The sequence below is a fragment of the Nocardioides daedukensis genome (genome assembly GCF_013408415.1).
Taxonomy (GTDB): domain Bacteria; phylum Actinomycetota; class Actinomycetes; order Propionibacteriales; family Nocardioidaceae; genus Nocardioides; species Nocardioides daedukensis.
Window position 1 is genome coordinate 3757765 of sequence record NZ_JACCAA010000001.1, and the last position, 25386, is coordinate 3783150.

Annotated in this window: 23 protein-coding genes, 1 tRNA gene and 1 other RNA gene; 16 read left to right on the top strand and 9 right to left on the bottom strand. The window is 68.5% G+C overall.

From position 1 onward, the window contains the following. Positions 1-64: 64 nt before the first annotated feature. Positions 65-2857: a pyruvate dehydrogenase (acetyl-transferring), homodimeric type gene (gene aceE, locus BJ980_RS18375; protein ID WP_179503625.1), complete on the bottom strand. Its 2793-nt coding sequence runs from the start codon at positions 2855-2857 to the stop codon at positions 65-67. Positions 2858-3054: 197 nt separating this feature from the next. Between aceE and BJ980_RS19145 the strand changes: the two genes are divergently transcribed. Further along, complete coding sequence (locus tag BJ980_RS19145; protein WP_425490347.1) at positions 3055-3486, top strand: DUF3052 domain-containing protein; 432 nt, start codon at positions 3055-3057, stop codon at positions 3484-3486. Positions 3487-3574: 88 nt separating this feature from the next. Continuing rightward, the gene (locus BJ980_RS18385; RefSeq protein ID WP_179503627.1) at positions 3575-5185 is read left to right on the top strand and encodes an AMP-binding protein; all 1611 of its coding nucleotides are present in this window, start codon (positions 3575-3577) and stop codon (positions 5183-5185) included. Positions 5186-5458: 273 nt separating this feature from the next. Here the strand turns inward: BJ980_RS18385 and BJ980_RS18390 are convergent, their stop codons facing one another. Beyond that, positions 5459-6259, bottom strand: a complete 801-nt coding sequence (locus BJ980_RS18390) for a septum formation family protein (RefSeq protein ID WP_179503628.1) — start codon at positions 6257-6259, stop codon at positions 5459-5461. A 62-nt stretch (positions 6260-6321) separates the two neighbouring features. Here BJ980_RS18390 and BJ980_RS18395 point away from each other — a divergent pair, with 62 nt between their 5' ends. The 5 genes from BJ980_RS18395 to BJ980_RS18415 all read left to right on the top strand — a co-directional run bounded on the left by BJ980_RS18395 (position 6322) and on the right by BJ980_RS18415 (position 10390). Beyond that, positions 6322-6792: a peroxiredoxin gene (locus tag BJ980_RS18395; RefSeq protein ID WP_179503629.1), complete on the top strand. Its 471-nt coding sequence runs from the start codon at positions 6322-6324 to the stop codon at positions 6790-6792. 211 nt (positions 6793-7003) lie between these two features. Continuing rightward, positions 7004-7075: transfer RNA gene (locus tag BJ980_RS18400), tRNA-Val, on the top strand. Positions 7076-7213: 138 nt separating this feature from the next. Next, positions 7214-8746 (top strand): AMP-binding protein, encoded by a 1533-nt coding sequence (locus tag BJ980_RS18405; RefSeq protein ID WP_179503630.1) that lies wholly within the window; start codon positions 7214-7216, stop codon positions 8744-8746. Positions 8747-8894: 148 nt separating this feature from the next. Beyond that, positions 8895-9437, top strand: coding sequence for a hypothetical protein (locus tag BJ980_RS18410; protein ID WP_179503631.1), 543 nt, complete (start codon positions 8895-8897; stop codon positions 9435-9437). 53 nt (positions 9438-9490) lie between these two features. Then, positions 9491-10390, top strand: a complete 900-nt coding sequence (locus tag BJ980_RS18415; RefSeq protein WP_179503632.1) for a serine/threonine-protein kinase — start codon at positions 9491-9493, stop codon at positions 10388-10390. A gap of 56 nt (positions 10391-10446) precedes the next feature. On the opposite strand, the gene BJ980_RS18420 is transcribed toward BJ980_RS18415, so the two are convergent. From BJ980_RS18420 to BJ980_RS18430, 3 genes are all read right to left on the bottom strand, one after another. Continuing rightward, positions 10447-11115 (bottom strand): response regulator transcription factor, encoded by a 669-nt coding sequence (locus BJ980_RS18420; protein ID WP_179503633.1) that lies wholly within the window; start codon positions 11113-11115, stop codon positions 10447-10449. Next, positions 11100-12509, bottom strand: coding sequence for a sensor histidine kinase (locus tag BJ980_RS18425; protein ID WP_343047886.1), 1410 nt, complete (start codon positions 12507-12509; stop codon positions 11100-11102). The genes BJ980_RS18420 and BJ980_RS18425 overlap by 16 nt, the downstream gene beginning before the upstream one ends. A gap of 144 nt (positions 12510-12653) precedes the next feature. Beyond that, positions 12654-13073: a hypothetical protein gene (locus tag BJ980_RS18430; RefSeq protein ID WP_179503635.1), complete on the bottom strand. Its 420-nt coding sequence runs from the start codon at positions 13071-13073 to the stop codon at positions 12654-12656. 91 nt (positions 13074-13164) lie between these two features. Here BJ980_RS18430 and BJ980_RS18435 point away from each other — a divergent pair, with 91 nt between their 5' ends. Genes BJ980_RS18435 through BJ980_RS18445 form a run of 3 tightly spaced genes read left to right on the top strand, consistent with a single transcriptional unit; the run spans position 13165 to position 15852 of the window. Next, a complete protein-coding gene (locus tag BJ980_RS18435) occupies positions 13165-14283 on the top strand; it encodes a Nif3-like dinuclear metal center hexameric protein (RefSeq protein ID WP_179503636.1) in 1119 nt (372 codons plus the stop codon). 58 nt (positions 14284-14341) lie between these two features. Next, on the top strand, positions 14342-15034 hold the full coding sequence (locus BJ980_RS18440) for a zinc ribbon domain-containing protein (RefSeq protein ID WP_343047887.1): 693 nt from the start codon (positions 14342-14344) through the stop codon (positions 15032-15034). Further along, positions 15031-15852, top strand: coding sequence for a histidine phosphatase family protein (locus BJ980_RS18445; RefSeq protein WP_179500400.1), 822 nt, complete (start codon positions 15031-15033; stop codon positions 15850-15852). The genes BJ980_RS18440 and BJ980_RS18445 overlap by 4 nt, the downstream gene beginning before the upstream one ends. Before the next feature lie 16 nt (positions 15853-15868). Here BJ980_RS18445 and yaaA read toward each other — a convergent pair whose 3' ends face one another. Then, positions 15869-16765, bottom strand: a complete 897-nt coding sequence (gene yaaA, locus BJ980_RS18450) for a peroxide stress protein YaaA (RefSeq protein WP_246280007.1) — start codon at positions 16763-16765, stop codon at positions 15869-15871. On the opposite strand from yaaA, the gene BJ980_RS18455 reads away from it, so the two are divergent. Continuing rightward, positions 16764-18206, top strand: coding sequence for an RNB domain-containing ribonuclease (locus BJ980_RS18455; protein ID WP_246280008.1), 1443 nt, complete (start codon positions 16764-16766; stop codon positions 18204-18206). The genes yaaA and BJ980_RS18455 overlap by 2 nt on opposite strands. A 256-nt stretch (positions 18207-18462) precedes the next feature. Here the strand turns inward: BJ980_RS18455 and BJ980_RS18460 are convergent, their stop codons facing one another. Beyond that, complete coding sequence (locus tag BJ980_RS18460; RefSeq protein ID WP_218855573.1) at positions 18463-18903, bottom strand: tetratricopeptide repeat protein; 441 nt, start codon at positions 18901-18903, stop codon at positions 18463-18465. A 92-nt stretch (positions 18904-18995) separates the two neighbouring features. Between BJ980_RS18460 and rnpB the strand changes: the two genes are divergently transcribed. Continuing rightward, positions 18996-19402, top strand: an RNA gene (rnpB, locus tag BJ980_RS18465) — RNase P RNA component class A. A 42-nt stretch (positions 19403-19444) separates the two neighbouring features. Here rnpB and map read toward each other — a convergent pair. Beyond that, positions 19445-20293, bottom strand: coding sequence for a type I methionyl aminopeptidase (map, locus tag BJ980_RS18470; RefSeq protein ID WP_179503638.1), 849 nt, complete (start codon positions 20291-20293; stop codon positions 19445-19447). A 24-nt stretch (positions 20294-20317) separates the two neighbouring features. On the opposite strand from map, the gene BJ980_RS18475 reads away from it, so the two are divergent. Beyond that, entirely contained in the window at positions 20318-20506 is a 189-nt protein-coding gene (locus tag BJ980_RS18475) for a hypothetical protein (RefSeq protein WP_179503639.1), read from the top strand. A gap of 29 nt (positions 20507-20535) precedes the next feature. Then, positions 20536-20793 (top strand): hypothetical protein, encoded by a 258-nt coding sequence (locus BJ980_RS18480; protein WP_179503640.1) that lies wholly within the window; start codon positions 20536-20538, stop codon positions 20791-20793. 111 nt (positions 20794-20904) lie between these two features. Here BJ980_RS18480 and panB read toward each other — a convergent pair whose 3' ends face one another. Further along, a complete protein-coding gene (gene panB, locus BJ980_RS18485) occupies positions 20905-21789 on the bottom strand; it encodes a 3-methyl-2-oxobutanoate hydroxymethyltransferase (protein ID WP_179503641.1) in 885 nt (294 codons plus the stop codon). A gap of 117 nt (positions 21790-21906) precedes the next feature. Here panB and BJ980_RS18490 point away from each other — a divergent pair, with 117 nt between their 5' ends. Continuing rightward, positions 21907-23979: an NAD(+) synthase gene (locus BJ980_RS18490; RefSeq protein WP_218855574.1), complete on the top strand. Its 2073-nt coding sequence runs from the start codon at positions 21907-21909 to the stop codon at positions 23977-23979. 63 nt (positions 23980-24042) lie between these two features. Next, complete coding sequence (locus BJ980_RS18495; RefSeq protein ID WP_179503642.1) at positions 24043-25380, top strand: glutamine synthetase family protein; 1338 nt, start codon at positions 24043-24045, stop codon at positions 25378-25380. Positions 25381-25386 lie beyond the last annotated feature (6 nt).

Sequence of the window (25386 nt, forward strand, 5' to 3'; positions counted from 1 at the left end):
TCTTCGAGATTAGTGCCCCAGCGCCGAGCTGGGCCGGTGGGTGTGGATCTGCCGGCCGCGACCCTCAGGCGTCGCCGCCCTCCTGGACCCGGCCGGCGACTGCGGTCGGGTCGTCGATGCGATATTTCTCGAACGCCTTGACCACGACCTCGCGGGTTACCTGGCCGTCGTCGGCCAGGGCCTGCAGGGCCTGTACGACGACCGACTCGGCGTCGATGTGGAAGAAGCGGCGGGCAGCGGGACGGGTGTCGGCGAAGCCGAAGCCGTCGGCCCCGAGCACGCGGTAGTCGGCCGGCACCCAGCGAGCGATCTGTAGGGGCACGGCGCGCATGAAGTCGGAGACTGCGATCACCGGACCGTCGTGACCGGTGAGCTTCTCCGAGACCCAAGCGGTGCGGCCCTCCTCGGCGGGGTGGAGCAGGTTCCACTCCTCCGAGTCGACGGCCTCGCGAGCGAGCTCGTTCCACGAGGTCACCGACCAGGTGTCGGCCGTGACGCCCCACTCCTCCTTGAGCATCCGGGCCGCTTCGTTGATCCACGGATAGGCCACGCCCGAGGCGAGCAGCTGGACCCGTGGGCCGTCGCCGTCACCGGTGGACACCTTGTGCAGGCCCTTGAGCAGGCCCTCCACGTCCACGTCGTCGGGCTCTGCGGGCTGGCTGACCGGCTCGTTGTAGACGGTCAGGTAGAAGATGACGTTCTCGCCCTCGGGGTGCTCCTCGGAACCGGCGTACATCCGGTCCAGGCCCGACTTCATGATGTGCGAGACCTCGTAGGCGAACGCCGGGTCGTAGTGCACGACCGCGGGGTTGGTCGCGGCCAGCAGCGGCGAGTGGCCGTCCGCGTGCTGCAGGCCCTCACCGGTCAGGGTGGTCCGGCCCGCCGTCGCGCCGATCAGGAAGCCGCGCGCCATCTGGTCGGCCATCGCCCAGATCGAGTCGCCGGTGCGCTGGAAGCCGAACATCGAGTAGAAGATGTAGAACGGGATCATGTGCTCGCCATGCGTGGTGTACGCCGAGCCCGCAGCCGTCGCGGAGGCCATCGCGCCGGCCTCCGAGATGCCCTCGTGCAGCATCTGGCCCTTCTCGGACTCCTTGTAGGCCAGCAGGAGCTTGCGGTCGACCGACTCATATTGCTGGCCGCCCGGGTTGTAGACCTTCGCGGTCGGGAACATCGCGTCCATACCGAAGGTGCGATATTCGTCCGGAGCGATCGGCACGATCCGCTGACCGATGCCCTCGTCCTTCATCCAGTCCTTGAGCAGCCGCACGGTCGCCATCGTGGTGGCGATCTTGTTCTTGCCCGAGCCCTGCTTGAGCTCGGAGTAGACCTTGTCGGCGGGCAGCTTGGGCAGCGTGGAGCGGTTGACCCGGCGCGGCAGCGAGCCGCCCAGGGCCTTGCGGCGCTCCATCATGTATTCGATCTCGGGGGACTTCTCGCCGGGGTGGAAGAACGGCGCGGTGCCGGTCTTCTCGTAGGCCAGGTCCAGGTCGCGGTCCGAGATCGGCAGGTAGAGCCGGTCGCGGAACTTCTTCAGGTCGTCCTGGGTCAGCTTCTTCATCTGGTGCGTGGCGTTCTTGCCCTCAAGGGCGTCGATCGTCCAGCCCTTGATGGTGTGGGCGAGGATCACGGTCGGCTGGCCGACGGTCTTGGTCGCCGAGTCGAAGGCGGCGAAGACCTTGCGGTAGTCGTGACCACCGCGCGGCAGCTTCTGGATCTGCTGGTCGGTCATGTGCTCGACCATCTTGCGCAGTCGCGGGTCGACGCCGAAGAAGTTGTCCCGGACATAGCCGCCGGTCTCGCGCGAGTAGGTCTGGAACGAGCCGTCCGGGGTGGAGTTCATCTGGTTGACCAGGACACCGTCCACGTCCTTGGCGAGCAGGGCGTCCCACTCGCGGCCCCAGATGACCTTGACCACGTTCCAGCCGGCTCCGCGGAAGATCGACTCCAGCTCCTGGATGATCTTGCCGTTGCCACGCACCGGGCCGTCGAGCTGCTGCAGGTTGCAGTTGATGACGAAGGTGAGGTTGTCGAGCTCCTCACGCGCAGCAAGGCCGATCGCGCCGAGGGACTCGGGCTCGCCCATCTCGCCGTCGCCGAGGAAGGCCCACACGCGCTGGTCGGAGGTGTCCTTGATGCCGCGGTTGGCCATGTAGCGGTTGAACCGGGCCTGGTAGATCGCGTTGAGGGCGGTGAGCCCCATCGAGACGGTCGGGAACTCCCAGAACTCGGGCATCAGCCGCGGGTGCGGGTAGGAGGGCAGGCCGGCGCCGACGCCGTGCTGGACCTCCTGGCGGAAGCGGTAGAGCTTCTCCTCGGGCAGGCGCCCCTCGAGGTAGGCACGGGCATAGATGCCGGGGGAGGCGTGGCCCTGGATGAAGACCTGGTCGCCGCCACCGGGGTGGTCCTTGCCGCGGAAGAAGTGGTTGAAGCCGACCTCGTAGAGGCTGGCGGCCGACTGGTAGGTGGCGATGTGGCCACCGACCTCGAGACCCTTGCGGTTCGCGCCGGAGACCATCACGGCCGCGTTCCAGCGGATGAAGGCGCGAATGCGGCGCTCTGCCTCCTCATCGCCCGGGAACCAGGGCTCACGCTCCGGCGGCACCGTGTTGATGTAGTCGGTGCTTCTCAGGGCAGGTACGCCGACCTGCTTCTGGCGGGCCCTCTCGAGCAGCCGCAGCATCAGATAACGGGCGCGATCCCGGCCACGCCCCTCGATCATCGCGTCGAAGGATTCGATCCAGTCCCGGGTCTCCTCCGGGTCGATGTCTGGCAACTGGGTCGGCAATCCCTCATGGATGACGGGGGATGTTGCAGGGGATGTGGGGGACGGGGTGGTGTCGGTCACGATTGCCATCGTTGCACGCCCGCGCGCGGGAGAAAATCTACCCATGAGTACGTCCACTGAGACGGTCCAGAGCGGTCCAGATGGCGGCTGCTGAGGACGAAGGGTTGCGCACACGCCCGAACTCCGGTGGACTACGGGCACCAATTTGTAGATCGAGATCGTCCGATGAGGTCGAGATCGTCCGTTCGCGTGTCTGGAGGAGTCAGTTGAGTTCGACCACGGGTGGCGACAGCGCCCCCACTGCCGGAGCAGCCGTTCGATTGGGCTTTACACCGGGAATGGTGATCCAGGAACTCGGCTGGGACGAAGACACCGATGACGGTCTGCGCCTCGAGATCGAGGACGCCATCGACGCCGACATGGTCGACGGCGACCACGGCAACGTCGTGGACGCAGTGCTGCTCTGGTGGCGCGACGACGACGGAGACCTGGTCGACGCACTCGTCGACGCCCTGACCGACCTCGTCGGCGGCGGCGTCATCTGGCTGTTCACCCCCAAGGTGGGTCGCCCCAACGCCGTGGACGCGGCGGACATCTCCGAGGCCGCCCCGATTGCGGGCCTGTCGCAGACGACGACCGCGTCGGTCAGCAGCGAATGGGCCGCCACCCGCCTGGTCGCCCCCAAGTCGGCCCACTGACCACTGATCCACCGCCTGCACCAGTCTCCGGCCCGACTGGGCAGGAGTCGACCACCCACGCCATCCGGCGCTCCCGAAGGGATCCAGCATGGGCAAGACGCGCGAGAGACTCGCCAGTGGCGCGACGTCGGCCAAGGTGCTGCTCGGCGCCGGAATCGTGGAGCCGTTCGGTCCACGCAAGCTCGTCGGCCTCGCCGGCACCGTCCTCAAGTGGGGGACCGGACCGGCCGGCGGGTTCACCACGCTGGCGGTGCGCTACCCGGATCGCCCCGGCCTGATCGACGAGCTCGGCACGCTCACCTTCGGGGAGCTCGAGCAGCGCAGCAACGCGCTGGCCGACTCGTTGCGCAGGCAGGGCATCCGCGAGGGTGACTCGGTGGCGGTGATGGCCCGCAACCACCGTGGGTTCGTCGACGCCACGCTGGCCATCGCCAAGCTCGGTGCCGACATCCTCTACCTCAACACCGCCTTCGCCGGCCCACAGCTGGTCGACGTACTCGCACGGGAGAAGCCGAAGGCCGTCATCCATGACGAGGAGTTCACCGACCTGCTGGCCGGTGCTGCGGTCGAGAACCGGATCCTGGCCTGGGTCGACAGCTCCGATCCCGCCGTGGCGAGCCTCGAGTCGCTGATCGCCTCGGGCAGCCCGGCCGCACTGACCCCGCCGAAGCGGCACGCGAAGGTGGTGATCCTGACCTCGGGGACCACCGGGACGCCCAAGGGCGCCCCACGCAAGGAGGCCGGCATCCCGGCCGCGGTCTCGCTACTCTCCCGGATGCCGCTCAAGGCCCGCTGGCGCACCCACATCGCGGCGCCGCTCTTCCACACCTGGGGCTTCGCGCACCTGATGCTCGGGATGCTGCTCGGCTCGACCGCGGTGCTCACCCGTCGCTTCGAGCCGGAGACCGCACTGGCCACCGCCACCTCGACCGGCTGCAAGGCCATCGTGGTGATCCCGGTGATGCTGCAACGGATCCTGCAGCTGCCCCAGGACACGATCGAGAAATATGACCTGTCCGCTGTCGAGGTCGTCGCGGCCTCGGGCTCCGCGCTGCCCGGTGACCTGGCCCTGAAGTGGATGGACACCTTCGGCGACAACCTCTACAACATCTATGGCTCCACCGAGGTCGCCTATGCCTCGATCGCCACACCGGAGGACCTGCGGGCCGCCCCGGACAGTGCCGGGAAGCCGCCGCACGCCACCGTCGTACGCATCTTCGACGAGTCGGGCAACGAGGTCCCGCAGGGCACGTCGGGCCGGATCTTCGTCGGCAACGGGCTCCTGTTCGAGGGCTACACCGGCGGTGGCAACAAGGAGCTCATCGACGGACTGATGTCCTCGGGCGACGTCGGCCGCTTCGACGAGTTCGGCCGGCTCTACGTCGAGGGACGCGACGACGAGATGATCGTCTCCGGTGGCGAGAACGTCTTCCCCAAGGAGGTCGAGGACTGCCTGGCGCGCCACGACGGCGTGGTCGAGGTGGCTGCGATCGGCATCGACGACGACGACTTCGGCACACGCCTGCGGGCCTTCGTGGTCACCTCCCGCGACGTGGACGAGGAGGAGCTCAAGGCGTGGGTGCGCAAGAACCTGGCCCGCTTCAAGGTCCCCAAGGAGTTTGTCTTCCTCGACGAGCTCCCGCGCAACGCCACCGGCAAGGTGCTCAAGCGCGAGCTCACCGAGTGGCAGCGGGACTGACACCGCCGACCCGTCAGTTGTTGACGCCTGCTCGCCGAGCGACCCCCGCCGACCCGTCAGTTGTTGACGCCTGCTCGCCGAGCGACCCCCGCCGACCCGTCAGTTGTTGACGCCTGCTCGCCGGGCGGCGCGCGTCGACCCGTCAGTTGTTGACGCCCCCTCGCCGGGCGGCACGCGCCGAGTCGTCAGTTGTTGACGCCCCCTCGCCGACCCGTCAGTTGTTGACGGCCCGGCTGATGGCCTTGCAGCCGTCGATCGCGGAGCCCGGGGCTCCTACCCGACCTTCGCGTAGCAGGAGATCCGGCGCTCGCCGTCGCTCCAGGCTCGCTCCGAGGGCCAGGTGGCCCACCACTGAGCGGTGCCCGCCACCTTGGTGCACCGGGACTTCGCCCAGCCCATGAAGGCCTTGTCGGAGGGGAACTTGCTGGTGTCCTTCATCCGGAAATAGCCGGTCCACTCATATTGGTGCTTCTCCGCGCAGGTCACGTGGACGGGCTCCGGCTCGCCGTCGCCGTTGGTGTCCTTGCCGTCGCGGATGCAGCGCTTGTAGGCCTTCGGCAGCGCTCCGATGAAGAAGTTGTATCCCCGGTCAGCCGTGCGGGGCAGGGGCTTGAGCTTCTCCCGGCTCTGGGCGATGGCATCGCAACGGAACCAGCGTGCGCCCGCCTTCTTCTGCGCCGACGTCGGCTCGAACCAGATCCAGGTGACGATCGAGGAGTAGAGCTCGGTCGTGTTCAGCCCGGTGCCGGTGGGCAGCGCTCCCTCGCACTTGGACCTGATCAGCTCGAAGTCGTCGGTCTGCTGCCCTTCGGGCACGGTCTCGACCAGGAAGGTCCGCGAGGTGTGCGCACGGTCGCAGTCGGGCAGGGCGGCCCGGGTGCTGGTCGTGGCCAAGGTGTCGCTCTTCTGCAACGCATAGCAGGCCCCGAGGGAGGGTGCGCCCGCGAGCGGATCGAGCTCTGGTGCGGTGCCGCCGGTGGCCTTCGCGCCGGCGCGGGCCCCGAGCGGCTCGGGGTCTTCGGAGTCCTGAGCGCAACCCGACAGCACCAGCAGCCCGCAGACGACTGCCAGCACGGTAGTGCGAAGATGGCGTCTCGCAACCCGTTCCAGCACGCGCGCAATCCTAGGACAGAGCCATGACTGATCTGCACGTCGGCGACGTGGCCCCGGACTTCACCCTCCGGGACCAGTTCGGCCAGGACGTGACCCTGTCGTCGTTCATCGGGTCCAAGGCAGTCGTGATCTTCTTCTATCCGTTCGCCTTCTCGGGGGTCTGCACCGGCGAGTTGACCGGCATCGCGGACCGGCTCGACGAGTTCCTGACCTTCGACAGCGAGGTCCTGGCGATCTCGTGCGACCCGATCTATTCAGTGCGCTCGTTCGCCGACTCGGACAACCTCAACTTCTCCCTGCTCTCCGACTTCTGGCCGCACGGGGAGGTGTCGCGCGCGTTCGAGGTCTTCGACGAGAAGAAGGGCTGCCCGCGCCGTTCCTCCTACGTGATCGGCAAGGACGGCCGGATCACCTGGGCAGTGCACAACGCGATGGCTGACGGCAGGGACCTCGACGAGCACCTGCGCGAGTTGCAGGCTGCAGCAGAAGGCTGAGATCTCTCGGCCCACCCCCGTTCCTGCATGTTCTTGCAATGTTTGCCAAAACCGTGACAAGTGGGGGGCGAAGGCCCGAGACTGTTCGACGTACAGCCGCTGGGGACCCGAGACCCCGGCGGCTGTACTTCTTTTGAAGCACCCGGCGGGAGTACGCCGGTCGGATTCGGGACCCGGATCCGGCTCGCGTAGTGTGCTCCCAGCCTGATGCGCGTCGGTAGCTCAGCGGTAGAGCACTCGGTTTACACCCGAGCGGTCGGCGGTTCGAAACCGTCCCGACGCACCCGTTCCACATCCCCTGTCTCTCCCTGCCGCTCGCCGCACGGAGACGACCGCCCGTCGAGAGACGTGACGTCGCTGCTCCCCAGCCCCGCCGCGAGTTGGCTATCTTGGGCGGACCAGCCGTTGTGAGGGAGTGCACATGCTCGTCCAGTTCCAGATCGCCGACTTCATCGACCGCGCCGCGGGCGTCTATGGCGACCGCATCGGTGTGGTCGACGAGCCAGACCAGCCGGCCCCCTCGCACGGTGAGGTGACCTATCGCGAGATCGCCGCGCGCGCCAAGCGCCAGGCCGCGAAGCTGGACGAGCTCGGGATCGGCTTCGGTGAGCGGGTCGCGGTGGTGTCCCACAACAGCGCCCGCCTGCTGACCTCGTTCTTCGGTGTGGCCGGTCACGGCCGCGTGCTGGTCCCGGTGAACTTCCGGCTCCGGCCGGACGAGGTGTCCTACATCGTCGAGCACTCCGGTGCCCGAATGCTGCTGGTCGACCCGGAGATCGCCGACGAGCTCGCCGACGTCACGGCCGAGTTCAAGTATGTGATCGGCAACGACGACGACATCTATGCCGCCGAGGGCGTCGAGCCCAAGCCCTGGACCCCGGACGAGAACGCCACCGCCACGATCAACTACACATCCGGTACGACGGCCCGCCCCAAGGGCGTCCAGATCACCCACCGCAACATCTGGGTCAACGCAGTCACCTTCGGCCTCCATGCCGGTGTCACCGACCGCGACGTCTATCTGCACACGCTGCCGATGTTCCACGCCAACGGCTGGGGTATGCCGTTCGCGATGGCCGGCCTGGGCGTTCCCCAGGTGGTGATCCGCAAGATCGACGGCGCCGAGATCCTGCGCCGCGTCGAGGAGCACGGTGTCACCGTGATGTGTGCAGCTCCGGCCGTGGTCGCCGCGGTCTTGGAGGCCGCAGCCGACTGGGAGGGCGAGATCCCCGGTCGCGACAAGGTCCGGATCATCGTGGCCGGTGCGCCCCCGCCCACGAAGACCGTGGCGCGGGTCGAGCAGGAGCTCGGCTGGGAGTTCATCCAGATCTATGGCCTCACCGAGACCTCTCCGCTGCTGACCATCAACCGCACGCGTGCGGAGTGGGACGACCTCGACCCCGAGGCACGGGCCAGCAAGCTGGTGCGCGCCGGGGCGCCCGCGGTCGGCGTACGGCTGTCCACCGATGCAGCCGGCGAGGTGCTGGCCCGGTCCAACGTGGTCCTCGAGGGCTACTGGCAGAACCCGGACGAGACCGAGCGCTGCCTGGCCGATGACTGGTTCCACACCGGCGACGGTGGCGTGATCGGCGACGACGGCTACCTCACCATCCAGGACCGCAAGAAGGACGTCATCATCACCGGCGGTGAGAACGTCTCCTCGATCGAGGTCGAGGACGTGCTCTTCTCGCACCCGGCCGTCCAGGAGGTCGCCGTGATCGGCGTGCCCAGCGAGAAGTGGGGAGAAACCATCAAGGCGCTGGTCGTGCTGGCCCCCGACGAGCATGCGACCGAGGCCGACCTGATCGCCTGGTGCAAGGACCGGGCCGCCGGCTACAAGGCACCGACCTCGATCGAGTTCCGCGACGAGCTGGCTCGCACCGCGACCGGGAAGCTGCAGAAGTTCAAGCTCCGGGCGCCCTACTGGGAAGCCCAGGGCAAACAGATCAACTGAGCACACCACCACAGCGGACGTGAGCCCCTGTGAGAGGCGATGAGAGCCCTCTCATCTGGGGCTCACGGTCGTTTCACCACCGACCGCCAGAGTTCTTCACGTCAGCAACCGGGCCCCAAGGGCCAGCAACGAGAAGGACTGAGAGCTCATGAAGAAGATTGCTTCCCTGGCCAGCCTCGCCGTCGCCGGTGTCGTCTCCGTCGGCCTGTTCACGATGCAGGTGCCGCTGTCGGCCTCGGCCGACGAGGATGCCGCCAAGCGTGAGGAGACCACCAGCGAGCTCGTCCTCGAGGACGACCTCGACGAGGACGACAGCACGGACAAGGACCGGTCGCGACCGGCCGATGGCGCTGTCGGCGCGGACGTGTCACGCGACGTCTCCCGTGCCGAGACGTCGAAGGACGACACGTCCCGGGCCGACAAGTCGCGCCCCGACAACTCGCGGCAGGACAACTCGCGCGAGAACAGCAACGACTCGGTGCAGCGGTCGACCGCGCCCGCGCAGTCCACCGCCCCGGTCAAGAAGCAGATCGTCCAGAAGAAGAGCAGCCCGAGGCAGACGAGCTCCCAGGTCAGCAGGGACTGGAGTGCCCAGTCGCGCGACGCCCAGTCGAGTGATGCCCAGTCCCGTGACACCCAGTCGCGTGACACCCAGTCGCGCGACGCCCAGTCCCGCGACTCGCGCGACTGACCTCGTCGGTCGACAGAGCGAGCAGCATCCACCGGACCATCAGGAGGCAGGGCATGGCAGGGACACACGGGCGAGTCCGCAAGGACAGCTGGGGCTTCACCGAGGGTGACCAGATCACCCCGGAGCTGACCGTGCTCACCCTGCTCGGGGGAGGCGCGGCCTATGAGGCGCTGCTCGCCTTCGACGAGATCACCTGCGGTCCGGTGGTGGTGAAGGTCCTGCGTCCCGACCAGGTGCACGACGAGGCCTCGTTGCGCGGCCTGCGCCGCGAGATCGCCGCGCTCGACGAGGTGAACCATCCAGTGGTGGTCCGCGGGCTCCGGCACGACGCCGACGGCCCGCGGCCCCACGTCGTGCTCGAGCACATCGACGGGCCGCGGCTCTCCTCACTGATCCGCCGCTACGGTCCGCTGCCCGAGGCGCAGTACCTCCCGCTCGCCATCGACCTCGCGGCGGCGGTGCACTACCTGGGCCACGTGGGGCAGGTGCACCTCGACATCAAGCCCAGCAACATCATCATGGGCGCACCTGCCCGCCTGATCGACCTGTCCCTGATGCGCACCACCGAGGTCGCTGCGGCCCTGGACAAGCCGATCGGCACGGATGCCTACATGGCTCCCGAACAGTGCCTGCCGGGTGAGTACGCCGTACCGGGGCCGGCCAGTGACGTGTGGGGAATCGGCGCCACGCTGTTCCACGCGGTCAGCGGCTACCTGCCCTTCGACCAGGGAAACCCCGGCGCGGACATGCCCCTCGAGATCTGGCCGCAGCTCGGGCCGACGATCTATGACGTGCCCGGCTTCGTGCCCGACGAGGTCGGCACGGTGATCCATGCCTGTCTCGAGTCCGACCCGGACGACAGGCCGGCACCGAGGGAGATCATGGACGCCCTCCAGCCGCTCCTCGAGCGGATGCCGCGGGGCCGCCTGGCCGGCTTCAAGGTGCGTGCGTGAACTCCGCTCCGCCCGCCGACAGAGCGTGAATTCACGACGGGTCGGCGCACGCGGGCTCAGGCGTTGAAGCGGTAGCCCATCCCGCGCACGGTTGAGATCGTCGAGGCGCCGAGCTTCTTGCGCAGGTAGCCGACGTAGACGTCCACGACGTTGGAGGCCGGGTCGAAGTCATAGCCCCAGACGTGGTCGAGCAGCTGTTCGCGCGAGAGCACCTGCCCGGGGTTGAGCAGGAAGATCTCGAGCAGCGTGAACTCCCGAGCCGACAGCTCCACCTCGCTGCCGTTCGCGAACGCCGTACGGGTACGCAGGTCCAGCCGGACCCCGCCGGCCTCGAGTACGTCGTCTCGTGCCGCAGGCTTCTCATTGGCCTGGCGAAGCCGGAGCCGGACGCGGGCGAGGAGCTCGGCGAACCGGAACGGCTTGGACATGTAGTCGTCCGCCCCGCCCTCCAGTGCGCTAACGGTGTCAGTGACCGAGTCGCGGGCGGTGAGCACGATGACAGGAACCCTCGAGCCCTGGTTGCGCATCTGGTCGAGGACCTCGAACCCGTCCATCCCGGGCAACCCGATGTCGAGCACCACCAGGTCGAAGTCGTCGGTCAGGACCAGGTCGAGACCAGCGGGGCCGTCGTCTGCGATGACGCTCTGGTGCCCCTCGGCTCGGAGCCCCTTGGCGACGAACGACGCGATCCGTGCCTCGTCCTCGATGATCAGGATGCGGGCCATGACTCCTCTTCCTCGGTGACGGTGTCTGCCGCGAAGGGCAGGGTGAGAACGAAGGTGGCGCCGGTCGGCTCCGCATCCTCCACGTGGACGGTTCCGCCATGGGCGCTGGCAATGGCGCGCACGATCGAGAGCCCGAGACCGAAGCCCTCGTCGCCGGGCAGGACGGCGCTGCGGCTGAATCGCTCGAAGATCCGCTCCCGGTCGCCAGGTTCCACGCCGTGCCCCGCGTCGCGCACCCACAACCGGACGGTGCTGGACGACGTACCGTCCGAGTGGTCCACAGACGCACCGACGGCGATGACGTCACCGGGGTGGGTGTGCTTGACCGCGTTGTCGGCGAGCTGGAGCAGGGCCTGGGTGATGCGCTGCTCGTCGAGGTGGAGGAGTACGCCGTCCGTGGTGGCGTCGACCTGCCACTCACGCACCCCCAGGCCGCGGGCCTTGGTGACCACCGAGGAGACGAGCGCATCGAGGTCGACCGGGCCGGGTGTGATGAAGTCCGGCCGATTGCTCTTGGTCAGCAGGATCAGGTCGTTGACCAGGCGCGCCATCCGATCGATCTCGTCGAGGAGCATGTCGCGGGTCTCCGCGACCTCGGCGGGGTTGTCCTCGTCGAGCACCTCGAGGTGGCCGCGCAGGATGGTCAGCGGGGTCCTCAGCTCGTGCCCGGCACTGTCGAGGAACTGGCGCTGCGTGGTGAACGACTCCTCGAGCCGGGCGAGCATCTCGTTGACGGTCCGGGTCAACGCGCTGATGTCGTCGTTGCCGGTCTCCGGCAGGCGCCGCGACAGGTCGGTGACGCTGATCTCGCGGGCGGTCTCGCTCATCTGGCGCAAGGGGGCCAGCAGGCGACCTGCCTGCCACCCGGCGAGCATCGTGATCACGCCGAGGGAGAGCAGGGAGAAGATCGCATAGGTGCGCATCAGGTTGGTCAGGTCGGCATGCATGTCGTCGAGGAAGGTGACCACCACGAGCGCACCGCGACTGGACTGGCCGTGCACCGGTTGCACCGTGATCAGCAGCTCGCCGACGCTGGAGTCAGCCCGGAACTCGGCTCCGTCCTCGACGTGACGAGCGACGAGTGCGGCGAGCTCGTCGCTGCCGCCGAAACCCCGGTGATCCGATGCCGAGACGAATGCTGCCTTGTCGTCGACCCAGGCCACGAAGAGCTCGTTGTCGCTGGGCACGTTCCGCTCGAGGAAGACCCGCATCAGGTCCCGGATGCTGGCGAAGTCCCGGGCCGTGTTCGGGTCCTTGCCCTGTTCCTGCAGTGTGCGGAACTCGGCGATCTCCTGCTCTGCCTGGGCCGTGGCCGCACGGTCGAGGCGTGCCGACTCGATGCCATACATGATCGCCCCCGCGCTGCTCAGCGCCAGTGCGACCAGGACCGCCACGGTCACCACGATCCGGACACGCACAGAGACGCCCGGCCTTCGCCGGGCGTCTGGTGTCAGAGTCGGATCGGTCGTCGGGATCAACTCCGGATGCTCACTCGAATGGACGGGCTGGGAGAGTCACGCCCCACCATCATCACCCGTTCAGTCATCGTCGTCCTCCTCGGCATCGTCGTCGTCCCATTCCCGGTCGTCCGACTCCCGGTCGTCATCATCGTCGTCCCTCGGCTCGGGCCGGGGCGTGACGACCTTGGGCGCCTCCTGGGTCTTCGGGGCGGGCTTGGGGGTCGCCTTCCGGGTGACCCGCGGCTCCGTCCTCGTACCCTCACCGCGATCAGTGGCGGTGTCGTCGCCGTGGGCGGGAGTTTTCGGCGTGGCGGACTCGGAGGGCTTGGCGTCGTCGGTGGTCTCCGCGTCGGGTGATGCGGCGTCGGTGGGCTCGGTGAAGGTGATCGGGGACCGATCACTCGTCGGGCCGTTCGCGGCGACGAGCGCGCCGGCGATGTAGGCCAGCATCGGCATCGCGACACAGAGCGCCAGGATCGCCTTGAAGGAGTTGCCCATGGACACAGCGTGGGTCTCGCGCGTGGGGGAGTGATGAGACACAGATGAGAGCACTCTCATCTGTGAGTGGGCTCCCCGCTAGCCTGACGCCATGACGACGTTGGCAGAAGTGGTCGAGTTGCTGCACGGGTGGTTCCCACCCTCCACCGCCGAGGGCTGGGACGCCGTCGGCCTGGTGCACGGAGACCCCACAGCAACGGTGAAGAAGGTCCTGTTCGCCGTCGATCCCACCGAGGAGGTGGCCCAGGAGGCCGCCGACTGGGGCGCCGACCTGCTCGTCGTACACCACCCGCTGTTCCTCAAGCCCGTGCACGGCTTCACGACGACGACGGCGAAGGGCCGCACCCTGGCCACCCTGGCCAAGGCCGGGTGCGCACTGCTCACCGCGCACACCAACGCCGACCAGGCCGCCGGGGGCGTCTCGGAGTCACTCGCACTGGCGCTCGGGATGACCGACCTCGAGCCGATCATCGCCACCGCAACCGCCCCGATGGACAAGATCGTGGTCTTCGCGCCGCACGACGCTGCGGCGCCGGTCCGGGCGGCGATCGCGGACGCCGGTGCCGGGGCGATCGGCAACTACGACCACTGCACGTTCTCCAGCGAGGGTCAGGGCCGGTTCCGTCCCCTCGAGGGAGCCGACCCCACGATCGGCACCATCGGGGACGTGGCCGTCGTCGACGAGCATCGGATCGAGGCGATCCTTCCGCGCAGCCTGCGTCGCCAGGTGGTCGCGGCGATGCTCGCCAGCCATCCCTACGAGCAGCCGGCCTACGACATCATCGAGCTCGCGGACCCCGGGGTCGGCACGGTCGGCACCGGCCGGATCGGCCTCGTCGAGCCGACCACGCTGCGCGACTTCGCGCAGGTCGTGGCAGAGGCCCTTCCCGCCACCGAGCAGGGCGTCCGGGTCAGCGGGGACCCGGAGCGCGTCGTACGCCGTGTCGCGCTGTGTGGCGGCGCGGGCGACTTCCTGCTCGATCGGCTCGCCGGCAGCGACGCGGACGTCTACCTGACCAGTGATCTGCGGCACCATCCGGCGGCCGAGTTCGTCGAGAAGGGCGGTCCGGCACTGATCGACGTGGCGCACTGGGCCGCGGAGTCGACCTGGCTCCCGGTGGTCTCGGCGCGGCTGCACGAGGCACTGGGGGATACGGTGGAGCCCCGCGTGAGCACCGTTCGCACGGACCCATGGACATTCCGCATCTGAGGAGCCGACGCTGAAAGCCGACCCGACCGCCCAACGCAAGCTGCTTGACCTGGCCGAGGTGGACTCCCGCATCGCGCAGGGACGCCACCAGTTGCGCGCCCTGCCCCAGATCGGCGAGATCGCCGCGCTCGAGTCGAGCCGTCGGGATCTCGACAACAGGGCCCGTGACGCGAAGATCCGCGTCGACGACCTGGCCAAGGAGCAGAAGCGCGCCGAACGCGACGTCGAGCAGGTCAAGACGCGTCGCGAGCGGGACCGGGGCCGGATGGAGCAGGGGCTGATCACCAACCCCAAGGATCTCCAGAACATGTCCCACGAGCTGGAGTCGCTCGAGCGCCGGATCACCTCGCTCGAGGACACCGAGCTGGAGATCATGGAGCGCCTCGAGGAGGCACAGGCCGAACTCACCCGTGCTCAGGACGAGCAGCAGCACATCGAGAGCCGTTTGGGCGAGCTCGCCGCAGCGCGCGACGAGGCCGCCGCTGCGATCAGCAAGGACCTCGAGGCGGCGACGTCCGAACGGGTCACTGCGCTCGAGGGGATCCCCGAAAACCTGCTCGCACTCTATGAGCGGATCCGGGAGAAGCAGAGCGTCGGCGCGGCCGAGCTGCGTGCCCGCCAGTGCGGCGGCTGCCAGCTGCGCCTCAACCCGGCCGACCTGGCCGTGATCGCCAAGGCGCCGATCGACGAGGTCGTGCGCTGCGAGGAGTGCTCGCGGATCCTGGTCCGGACCGCGGAGTCCGGCCTGTGAGCTCGGGTCCTTCCGGGACGGGTGCTGGGGGCCAACCTCTGGAGGACCCGCGTCCCGATTCGCTGATCGAGGCGATCGAGGACCCGACCGAGGCGCCGCTCGCCGACGAGTCAGTCGCGCAGCCGGCTCCGGCCCGCGGCTGGTCCCCGGCCGGCCCGCCCCCGACCACCCTGGTCCTGATCCGCCACGGGGTCACCCCGCACACCGTGGACAAGCGGTTCTCCGGCGGCCTGGCCAGCGCGAACCCCGGCCTCTCCGACCTCGGCCGCGAGCAGGTGCGTGCCACTGCGGAGTGGTTGCAGAACATGCACCTCGACGCCGTGATCGCCTCGCCGGTACGTCGTACCCTCGAGTCCGCCGAGATCATCGCCGAGGTGCTCGGTCACGACCTCGAGACCGAGGCCGGCTTCGCCGAGATGGAGTTCGGCGACTGGGACGGAATGACCTTCGGTGAGGTGGCCGAGAAGCACCAGGCCGACCTTGACGCATGGCTCGGTTCGGTCGACGTCGCACCGCCCGGTGGCGAGTCGATGCGCGCCGTGCAGGCTCGCGTCCTGGCGGGGCTCGACCGGACCCTGGCCGCACACACCGGCCGGACCATCGCGGTGGTCAGCCACGTCACCCCGATCAAGACCCTGGTCTCGCACGCGGTCCAGGCTCCGTTGGACTCGCTGTTCCGGATGGAGCTCACCCCGGCCTCGGTCAGCGTGGTGTCGTTCCACGAGAACAGCGGACGCAACGGCGACGAGCGGGTCGGCTCGCTGCGGCTCTTCAACGCCCGTCCCGGCGACGAGATCCTGCCGCCGGCACGCTTCTGAGGGTGTCGCCGGTCGTTCAGACCTCGTCGACGATGACGTCGAGCTGGGTGCCCTTCTTGGTGGCCTCGCCCTGCTCGACCTTCCAGCCGAGGTCGCGCAGCTGGTCGGCAAAACGCGCCGGCGTCCGCGGCTTCCCGCCGTCCTCCAGCAGCTGACGCACGATGCGGCCCTTGGTGGCCTTGTTGAAGTGGCTGACCACCTTGCGGGTGCCGTTGTGCTCGTGCAGGACGCGGACCGTGGCCACCCGGGGCGCGAGCTCGGGCTCGGGGCGCCAGAACGCGGCGTACATCCCGGACCTGAGGTCGACCAGCAGACCGTCGCCGACCATCTCGTGGGCAGCGGCGGGCAGGTGCTCGCGCCAGAACCCGGCCACCGAGCCGAGGCCGGGCAGGGTGGCGTCCCCGGAGAGCCGGTAGGACGGGATGTGGTCGCTCGGGCGGACGAAGCCGAACAGCGACGAGGTGATCGCGACGCGGGCGGTGGCCCGGCGCTTGGCCGCGGTGGAGAGGGTGGCGAAGCCGAGCGCGTCGAAGAGTACGCCGGTGTAGACGTGGTCGGCGCGCGCCGTCGGGGCAGTCTCGAGGCGAGCGTTCAACGCGACCAGGTCCAGCTGGGTGGCGCCGAGGCCGAGCACCTGGACGGCCTGTTCGACCCGGTCCTCGTCGGTGGCCGGGGTCCCCGGCTCGCCTCCGTTGCTGCACAGCTCGACCAGCGAGCCGATCACGGTGGCGCGGGCGTCGGTGAGGCCGGGAGCGCCCAGGCTGGAGAGGTCCAAGGACTTGCCGCGCGTGGGCGCGGCCTTGCCCTCGCTGGGCGGAAGGAGGATCAGCACCGGGTCAGGGTAGGGGAGATCTGCGGCGCGCGCCGTGGCCCCGGTCACCGCTGGGCCCGACATGGATAGTGTGATGGGCATGGCCAGCAGAGTGATCAGAGTCAGGTCCGTTGCCGACGGTGTCGCCGCCGAGAGCCTGCGCGCGGGCATTGTCGCGATCTGGGAGGAGCTCGGCGTGACGCCGGAGTTCCCCAAGGACGTCGAGGAGGCTGCCGCAAAGGCAGCCGGGTCTCCTAGGTTGCCGGAGCTCGACCGCACCGACATTCCGTTCGTCACCATCGATCCCGAGGGTGCGATGGACCTCGACCAGGCGATGCACATCGAGCGCAACGGTGACGGCTACCGGGTCCTCTATGCGATCGCCGACCTGGCCGCCTTCATCACCCCCGGCGACCCGGTCGACCTTGAGGCGAACCGCCGCGGCGAGACGCTCTACGGCGCCGACTCGAAGATCCCGCTGCACCCGAAGGTGATCTCGGAGGACGCGGGATCGCTCCTGCCCGACCAGGTCCGACCTGCGCTGCTGTGGACCATCGAGGTGGACGCCGAGGGCGAGGGCACCGAAGTCACCGTCGAACGGGCGCTGGTCAAGTCCCGCGCCAAGCTGACCTATGTCGACGTACAGGCGCAGCTCGACGACGGCTCGGCCGACGAGGTCTTCGGTCTGCTCAAGGAGGTCGGCGAGCTCCGGCTCGCCCGCGAGGCCGCCCGCGGCGGCATCTCGCTGCCGTTGCCGGAGCAGGAGATCGTGATCGAGGAGGACACCTGGCGCCTCGAGTTCCGCCAGCAGCTGCCCGTCGAGCAGTGGAACGCGCAGATCTCGCTGCTCACCGGGATGGCCGCCGCCTCGCTGATGGTGCACGCCCGGGTGGGACTGCTCCGCACCCTCCCGCCGGCCGACCCCCGCGACGTACGCCGCCTGCACCGTGAGGCGAAGGCCCTGGGCATCGACTGGCCGGCCGAGCTGGAATACCCCGACTTCATCCGCTCGCTCGACCCGGCGCTGCCCACCCACGCAGCGATGGTGGTCGCCTGCACCCGGCTCCTGCGCGGAAGTGGCTACGTCGGCTTCAACGACGAGCTTCCCGCGCAGCCCAACCACTCCGCGATCGCGTCCGAATATGCCCACGTCACCGCGCCCCTGCGGCGGCTGGTCGACCGCTATGCCGGCGAGGTCTGCGTGGCGCTGTGCGCCGATGAGGACGTGCCCGGTTGGGTGCTCGAGAAGCTCGAGGTCGTCCCGGAGACGATGAGCGAGACCTCGCGCAAGGCGAACGCCTACGAGAACGCGGTGGTCAACCTGCTCGAGGCCGCCGTCCTGGCGCCGCGGGTGGGGGAGAAGTTCGAGGCCGTGGTGATCGAGGTCGACGAGAAGGACGAGCGCCGCGGTGACATCACCATCGCCGAGCCGGCCATCGAGGCCCGCGTGACGTCGGAGCGTCCACTGCCGCTGGGTGAGAAGGTCCGGGTCACGCTCGCGGAGGCGGATGTCGCGACCCGGAAGATCGCCTTCACCCTCTGACCCCGCCGACCCGGCAGTTGTTGACGCCCCGGTGCGCCGAGCCGGCACTTGTTGACGCCTCAGCACGTCGAGTCGGCAGTTGTTGACGCCTCAATGCCCCGAGTCGGCAGTTGTTGACACTTGCCTGCGGTCAACAACTGCCGACTCGACGTCGATTGGGGTCGTCCCCCGCGGTCAACAACTGCCGACTCGGCGAGTGTTGACGTCGTCGTACGGCATCACACCGTCAACAACTGACGGGTCGGCGAGGGGTGGATCAGGTGAGGTCGTCGTACGACGTCGCGCCGGTCTCGGCCAGACGTCGCTCGACCCGCAGCACGGCAGTCTCGTGCTCGGGGTCACCGGACATCGCCGAGGCCAACCGCAGGTGCGGGAGGGCGTCGGCGAGGCGGGACTGGCGCTCCAGGGCGCGGCCCAGGGTGTGCCGGGCCCACACGTCGGAGGGGTCCTCCTCGACGATCACGCGCAGGTCCTCCTCGGCCTTGGCGAGCTGAACCCGCAGGAAGTAGGCCCAGGCCCGCAGCGAGAGCAGTGAGATGGCGCGCGGCTCGGCCTCGAGCGCGGGGTCGAGCACCTCCAGTGCCTGCACCGGGGCGCGCTTCTCGAGCAGCTCGTAGGCGATCCGGTAGGCGTCGGACGGGTGATCCTTCTGGCCGGGAAACACGATCGGCGACATCACGAAGTCGTCGTTGGTCATGGCTGCACCCCTCTCGATGCGTTGGTGGCGAGTTGCCTTGTCTTCACAACATCGCCGTATCCGGCTTCATTCCACTAGTCTGTGCGGGCGGATGAGCTGGCCGGGCGGCCGCGTCACCTCAATTGAGGTGCCGAGGAAGGTCCGGGCTCCGAAGGGCAGGGTGGTGGCCAACAGCCACCCGGGGTGACCCGCGGGACAGTGCCACAGAGAACAGACCGCCCCGACCTCTCCGGAGGGCGGGGTAAGGGTGAAACGGTGGTGTAAGAGACCACCAGCGTGCCGGGTGACCGGTGCGGCTAGGTAAACCCCACCCGGAGCAAGATCAAGAAGCCGACTCCCTCCGGGGAGACGGTGCGCACGTGCTTGAGGACGGCCCGTCCGAGCGTGCGGGTAGATCGCTTGAGACTGCTGGCAACAGCAGGTCCAGATGGATGGTCGCCAACCGGCTGGTCGCAAGGCCACCGGCGAACAGAACCCGGCCTATGAGCCAGCTCATCCGCACCCCACCAGCCCCGAACCTCAGACCCCGTGCGGGGAGAACTCAGGGGTTGGTCAGCACCTCAGCACCATCGTTGGTCACCAGCAGCGTGTGCTCGAACTGCGCGCTGCGCCGACGGTCCTTGGTGACCACGGTCCAGTTGTCCTCCCACATGTCCCACTCGTGCGTGCCCAGGTTGAGCATCGGCTCGATGGTGAAGGTCATCCCCGGACGGATCTCGTCGTCATAGTTCGGGTCGTCGTAGTGCGGCACCACCAGACCGGAGTGGAAGTGCGTGCCGATGCCGTGTCCGGTGAACTCGCGCACGACGCCGTAGCCGAAGCGGGCGGCGTACGCCTCGATCACCCGACCGATGATGTTGATCCGCCGGCCCGGCTTGACCGCCTTGATGCCGCGCTCGAGCGCCGTCCGGGTGCGCTCGACGAGCAGGCGGGTCTCCTCGTCGGGCTCGCCGGCGAAGAAGGTGGCGTTGGTGTCGCCGTGCACGCCGTTGATGTACGCCGTGATGTCGATGTTCACGATGTCGCCGTCCTGCACCACCGTGCTGTCCGGGATCCCGTGGCAGACGACCTCGTTGATGCTCGAGCACAGTGACTTGGGGAACCCGCGATAGCCCAGGGTGGACGGATAGGCGCCGTGGTCGCAGAGGAACTCGTGCCCGATCCGGTCGAGCTCGTCGGTGGTGACGCCGGGTACGACGTGGCGGCCGACCTCCTCACGCGCCTGGGCCCCGAGCCGGCACGCGATCCGCATCTTCTCGATCGTCTCGGCGTCCTTGACCTCGTTGCCGGTGAACGGCGACGGCGCGGTCTTGTCGACGTACTCCGGGCGGACGATCGACGCGGGGACGGGGCGGCGCGGAGAAATCACTCCGGGGACTACTGCGGACATGCCGGCGAGTGTAGTTTCGAGGACATGAGCGACGAATACTGGTTCTGCCTCAAGCACCACACCGTCGAGGGAGAGGAAGGCTGCCGCAACGCGGACCGGCTCGGCCCCTATGCCTCACAGGCCGAGGCCTCGCGCGCGTTGGAGAAGGTCGAGGAGAACAACGAGGCCTGGGACAACGACCCGAAGTGGAACGACGACGCACTGGAGGACTGAGGTTGCGGTGAGCCGATAGGTTCACCCCCGTGAGAGTCCGCGAGAAGGTTTCCCCGTGGCCGTTCGTCGGCATGGGCGCGTTGGCATGTGCGTTCTTCCTGTACGCCGCCGCGTGGACGTTCGCGCCGTGGTGGGTGGTCGTCCTCAACCTCGTCGTCTGGCTGGTGGCGTTCGTCGTCGCCACTCGCTGGTGGACGCCTCGACCCATGGCCGTCGCTGTGCTGGGCGGCGGGGTGATCGCATGGTGGTTCGTGGTCTATCTCGGCGGTGGGCTTTACCTCTGGTGACCACGAACCGGCAGTTCTGGGCGACCACAACTGCCGGTTCGCGCATCCACAACTGCAGGTTCGCGGCACCAGAACTGCAGGTTCGCGGCACCACAACTGCAGGTTCGTGGGTCAGAAGGTGTGCTCGGGGCCCGGGAACGTGCTGCCCTGCACGTCGGCCACATAGTCCTTGGCAGCCGAGAGCAGTACGCCGTGCACGTCGGCGTACTGCTTGACGAACTTGGCCATCCGACCCGTGCGCAGGCCGAAGGCGTCCTGCCAGACCAGCACCTGACCGTCGGTCTGGTTGCCGGCGCCGATGCCGATCGTGACGATGTCGAGCTCGCGGGAGATCTCACCGGCGACGTCACCGGGGACCATCTCCATGACCACGGCGAAGGCACCCGCCTCCTGGACCGCGCGCGCGTCTGCCTTGACCCGATCGGCGGCCTCGCCACGACCCTGGACGCGATAGCCACCCAGGGTGTGCTCGCTCTGCGGGGTGAAGCCGATGTGTGCCACCACGGGGATGCCGCCCTGGACGAGCTTGGTGATCACCGGCGCCATCTCGGCGCCGCCCTCGAGCTTGACGCAGTGCGCGCCGGCCTCCTTCATGAACCGGACCGCGGTCAGATAGCCCTGCTCGGGAGAGGCCTGGTAGGAGCCGAACGGCAGGTCCGCCACCACCATCGCGCGCCTGGCGGAATTGGCCACGGCGCGGGTCAGCGGGATGAGCTCGTCGACCGTGATCGGGAGCGAGGTCTCGTTGCCGAGCACGTTGTTCGAGGCGCTGTCACCGACCAGGAGCATGTCCACGCCGGCCTCGTCGAAGGTCTGCGCGGTGTACATGTCGTAGGCGGTCAGCATGGTTACTTTCTCGCCACGCTGCTTCATCTCGCGCAGGTGGTGGGTGCGGACCCGCTTGACCGGTGCGGGGCTGGCCTGGCCGCCTGCCGCGCTCGAGTCCTTCGCGCCACCGCCGTACGGCGCGGCAACTTCTGCGTTCTTCTCGCTCATGGGTCGAACTCCCTCATCGCTCTCGAGGCTCTTGGCTGAGTCCCCGGACCGGGATCAAGGCTAGTCCCGAAAGCGTGGGTCGCACTGTGGCTCCGCTCACGTGGGTACCTAGACTCCATGACTGTGGACTTCTACTCGGCCTATGCCCATGGCTTCGCCCGCGTCGCCGCCTGCACCATCCCGATCGCCCTTGCCGACCCGCGGGCCAACGCCGCGACGGTCCTGGCAGAGGCCCGCGCCTGCCACGACGAGGGTGTGGCGGTCGCCGTCTTCCCCGAGCTGTGCCTGACCGGCTACTCGGTCGACGACCTGTTCCTGCAGGACGTCCTGCTCGAGACGGTGCAGGAAGCGCTCGGCGAGATCGTCGAGGCCAGCCTCGACCTGCTGCCGGTCCTGGTGGTCGGAGCGCCCGTCGTACACGGCACCCGGGTGCTCAACTGTGCAGTGGTGATCCACCGCGGGAGCATCCTCGGCGTCAGCCCGAAGTCCTACCTGCCGACCTATCGCGAGTTCTACGAGCGCCGCTGGTTCGCCCCCGGAGACGACCGACGCGACCAGTGGATCACCCTCGGCGGCGAAGAGGTTCCGTTCGGCCCCGACCTGATCTTCAGCGCCCTGGACATCCCCGGCCTCGACCTGCACGTCGAGGTCTGCGAGGACATGTGGGTGCCGATCCCGCCGAGTGCCGAGGCCGCCCTGGCCGGCGCGACCGTGCTGGCCAACCTCTCCGGCTCGCCGATCACCGTCGCCCGCGCGGAGGACCGGCGGATGCTGGTCCGCTCGGCCAGCGCCCGGTGCGCCGCGGCCTATCTCTATGCCGCCGCGGGGGAGGGGGAGTCGACCACCGACCTGAGCTGGGACGGCCAGACGATGATCTATGAGCTCGGCGACCTGCTCGCCGAGACCGAGCGGTTCCCGGCCGGTGCCAGGCACAGCATCGTCGACATCGACCTCGACCGGATCTCCCAGGAACGGCTGCGGCAGGGCACGTTCGACGACAACCGGCGCACCCACGATGCCCGGGCCAGCGACTTCCGCGCGGTCGAGTTCGTGCTCGAGGCCCCGAGCGGTGACATCGGCCTGCGCCGACACCTCGACCGGTTCCCGTTCGTCCCCGATGACCCGGAGCGGTTGGCCCAGGACTGCTACGAGGCCTACAACATCCAGGTCTCCGGGCTCGAGCAGCGTCTGCGCGCCATCGGCGGAGACTCTTGGCAGCCCAAGGTCGTGATCGGACTCTCCGGCGGCCTCGACTCCACCCACGCCTTGATCGTGGCGGCCAAGGCGATGGACCGGCTCGGCCGTCCGCGCAGCGACATCCAGGGCATCACCATGCCGGGCTTCGCGACCGGTGAGAAGACCAAGTCCTATGCCACCCGGCTGGCCAACTCCCTGGGGATCAGCTTCGAGGAGATCGACATCCGCCCGGCCGCGACCCAGATGCTCGCCGACCTCGACCACCCGTTCGCCGAGGGCGAGAAGGTCTATGACGTCACCTTCGAGAACGTCCAGGCAGGCCTGCGCACCGACTACCTGTTCCGGTTGGCCAACCACCGCGGCGGGATCGTGCTCGGCACCGGCGACCTGTCCGAGCTGGCGCTGGGCTGGTGCACCTATGGCGTGGGCGACCAGATGTCGCACTACAACGTGAACCCCGGCGTGCCCAAGACCCTGGTGCAGCACCTGATCCGCTGGGTCATCGAGAGCGACCAGTTCGGCGCGGACGACGCCAGCGGCGAGACCAATGCCGTGCTCCGCGAGATCCTCGAGCAGGAGATCACTCCCGAGCTGATCCCGACCGAGGAGGGCGAGAAGCCCCAGGCCACCGAGGACTCGGTCGGCCCCTATTCGCTCCAGGACTTCACGCTCTACCACGTGATCCGTCGCGGCTTCAGGCCCTCCAAGATCGCCTTCCTGGCCTGGCACGCGTGGCGTGACACCGAGGTCGGCGAATGGCCTCCCGGCTTCCCCGAGGCGCGGCGTACGTCGTACGAGCTCGCCGAGGTCAGGCAGTGGCTCGAGGTCTTCATCAAGCGGTTCTTCGCCTCGCAGTTCAAGCGCTCCGCGCTGCCCAACGGGCCCAAGGTCAGCCCCGGCGGCACGATGTCTCCGCGTGGTGACTGGCGGATGCCCTCGGACGCCGCCCCGACGGCATGGCTGGCCGAGCTGGAGAACGTGCCGCGCGAGTGACGGCTGTGACCACCCGGGGCGTCGCAACACGCGCGTAACAACCGATGGTCCATAGTTGGGCCCATGGGTAAGCAGGAAGACTTCGTGCTGCGCGCACTCGAAGAACGCGACGTCCGCTTCGTTCGCCTCTGGTTCACCGACGTGCTCGGTTTCCTGAAGTCGGTGGCGGTCGCGCCGGCCGAGCTCGAGGGGGCCTTCACCGAGGGGATCGGCTTCGACGGTTCCGCGATCGAGGGGTTCGCCCGGGTCTACGAGGCCGACATGCTGGCCAAGCCGGACCCGTCCACCTTCCAGATCCTGCCGTGGCGCGGCGACGGCCCGTCGACGGCCCGGATGTTCTGCGACATCGTGATGCCCGACGGCAGCCCCTCCTATGCCGACCCCCGCTTCGTGCTCAAGCGGACCCTGGGCGCGGCAGCCGACAAGGGCTTCACCTTCTACACGCACCCCGAGATCGAGTTCTACCTCTTCAAGGACACGCCCGAGGCCGGCTCCGACCCGGTGCCCGTGGACCGCAGCGGCTACTTCGACCACACCGCCCAGTCGCACGGCTCCGACTTCCGCCGCGAGGCGATCACGATGCTCGAGGCGATGGGCATCTCGGTCGAGTTCAGCCACCACGAGGGCGGCCCCGGCCAGCAGGAGATCGACCTGCGCTACGCCGACGCACTGAGCACGGCGGACAACATCATGACCTTCCGCACCGTGGTGCGCGAGGTGGCCCTGAGCCAGGGTATCTGGGCGACCTTCATGCCCAAGCCCTTCACCACCCACCCCGGCTCCGGGATGCACACCCACGTGTCCCTCTTCGAGGGCGACCGCAACGCCTTCTTCGAAGCCGGCTCCGAATATCAGCTCAGCCGCACCGGTCGCCAGTTCATCGCCGGCATCCTCACCCACGCGGCCGAGATCACCTGCGTGACCAACCAGTGGGTCAACTCCTACAAGCGGCTGATCGGCGGCGGCGAGGCCCCGTCATACATCTGCTGGGGCCACAACAACCGCTCCGCTATGGTGCGGGTCCCGATGTACAAGCCGAACAAGGGCCAGTCCACCCGGATCGAGCTGCGCACGATCGACGCCGCCTGCAACCCCTACCTGGCGTTCGCGGTCATCCTCGCGGCCGGGATGAAGGGCATCGAGGAGGAGTACGAGCTCCCGCGCGAGACCGAGGACGACGTCTGGTCGCTCACCGAGCGCGAGCGCAAGATGCTCGGCATCCAGCCGCTGCCCAAGACGCTCTATGAGTCGATTCAGGTTGCGGAGAACTCCGAGCTGCTGGCCGAGACCCTGGGCGAGCACGTCTACGACTACTTCCTGCGCAACAAGCGTGCGGAGTGGGAGTCCTATCGCGGACAGGTCTCCGCATGGGAGCGCGACCAGATGCTGCCGGTGATCTGAGCCCGA

Bases quoted from the DNA above. Each gene is read 5' to 3' on its own strand.
- aceE (WP_179503625.1), bottom strand. From the start codon at position 2,857: ATGGCAATCGTGACCGACACCACCCCGTCCCCCACATCCCCTGCAACA.
- BJ980_RS18385 (WP_179503627.1), top strand. From the start codon at position 3,575: ATGGGCAAGACGCGCGAGAGACTCGCCAGTGGCGCGACGTCGGCCAAG.
- BJ980_RS18395 (WP_179503629.1), top strand. From the start codon at position 6,322: ATGACTGATCTGCACGTCGGCGACGTGGCCCCGGACTTCACCCTCCGG.
- BJ980_RS18405 (WP_179503630.1), top strand. From the start codon at position 7,214: ATGCTCGTCCAGTTCCAGATCGCCGACTTCATCGACCGCGCCGCGGGC.
- BJ980_RS18410 (WP_179503631.1), top strand. From the start codon at position 8,895: ATGAAGAAGATTGCTTCCCTGGCCAGCCTCGCCGTCGCCGGTGTCGTC.
- BJ980_RS18415 (WP_179503632.1), top strand. From the start codon at position 9,491: ATGGCAGGGACACACGGGCGAGTCCGCAAGGACAGCTGGGGCTTCACC.
- BJ980_RS18420 (WP_179503633.1), bottom strand. From the start codon at position 11,115: ATGGCCCGCATCCTGATCATCGAGGACGAGGCACGGATCGCGTCGTTC.
- BJ980_RS18430 (WP_179503635.1), bottom strand. From the start codon at position 13,073: ATGGGCAACTCCTTCAAGGCGATCCTGGCGCTCTGTGTCGCGATGCCG.
- BJ980_RS18435 (WP_179503636.1), top strand. From the start codon at position 13,165: ATGACGACGTTGGCAGAAGTGGTCGAGTTGCTGCACGGGTGGTTCCCA.
- BJ980_RS18455 (WP_246280008.1), top strand. From the start codon at position 16,764: ATGGCCAGCAGAGTGATCAGAGTCAGGTCCGTTGCCGACGGTGTCGCC.
- yaaA (WP_246280007.1), bottom strand. From the start codon at position 16,765: ATGCCCATCACACTATCCATGTCGGGCCCAGCGGTGACCGGGGCCACG.
- BJ980_RS18460 (WP_218855573.1), bottom strand. From the start codon at position 18,903: ATGACCAACGACGACTTCGTGATGTCGCCGATCGTGTTTCCCGGCCAG.
- map (WP_179503638.1), bottom strand. From the start codon at position 20,293: ATGTCCGCAGTAGTCCCCGGAGTGATTTCTCCGCGCCGCCCCGTCCCC.
- BJ980_RS18475 (WP_179503639.1), top strand. From the start codon at position 20,318: ATGAGCGACGAATACTGGTTCTGCCTCAAGCACCACACCGTCGAGGGA.
- panB (WP_179503641.1), bottom strand. From the start codon at position 21,789: ATGAGCGAGAAGAACGCAGAAGTTGCCGCGCCGTACGGCGGTGGCGCG.
- BJ980_RS18490 (WP_218855574.1), top strand. From the start codon at position 21,907: ATGACTGTGGACTTCTACTCGGCCTATGCCCATGGCTTCGCCCGCGTC.
- BJ980_RS18495 (WP_179503642.1), top strand. From the start codon at position 24,043: ATGGGTAAGCAGGAAGACTTCGTGCTGCGCGCACTCGAAGAACGCGAC.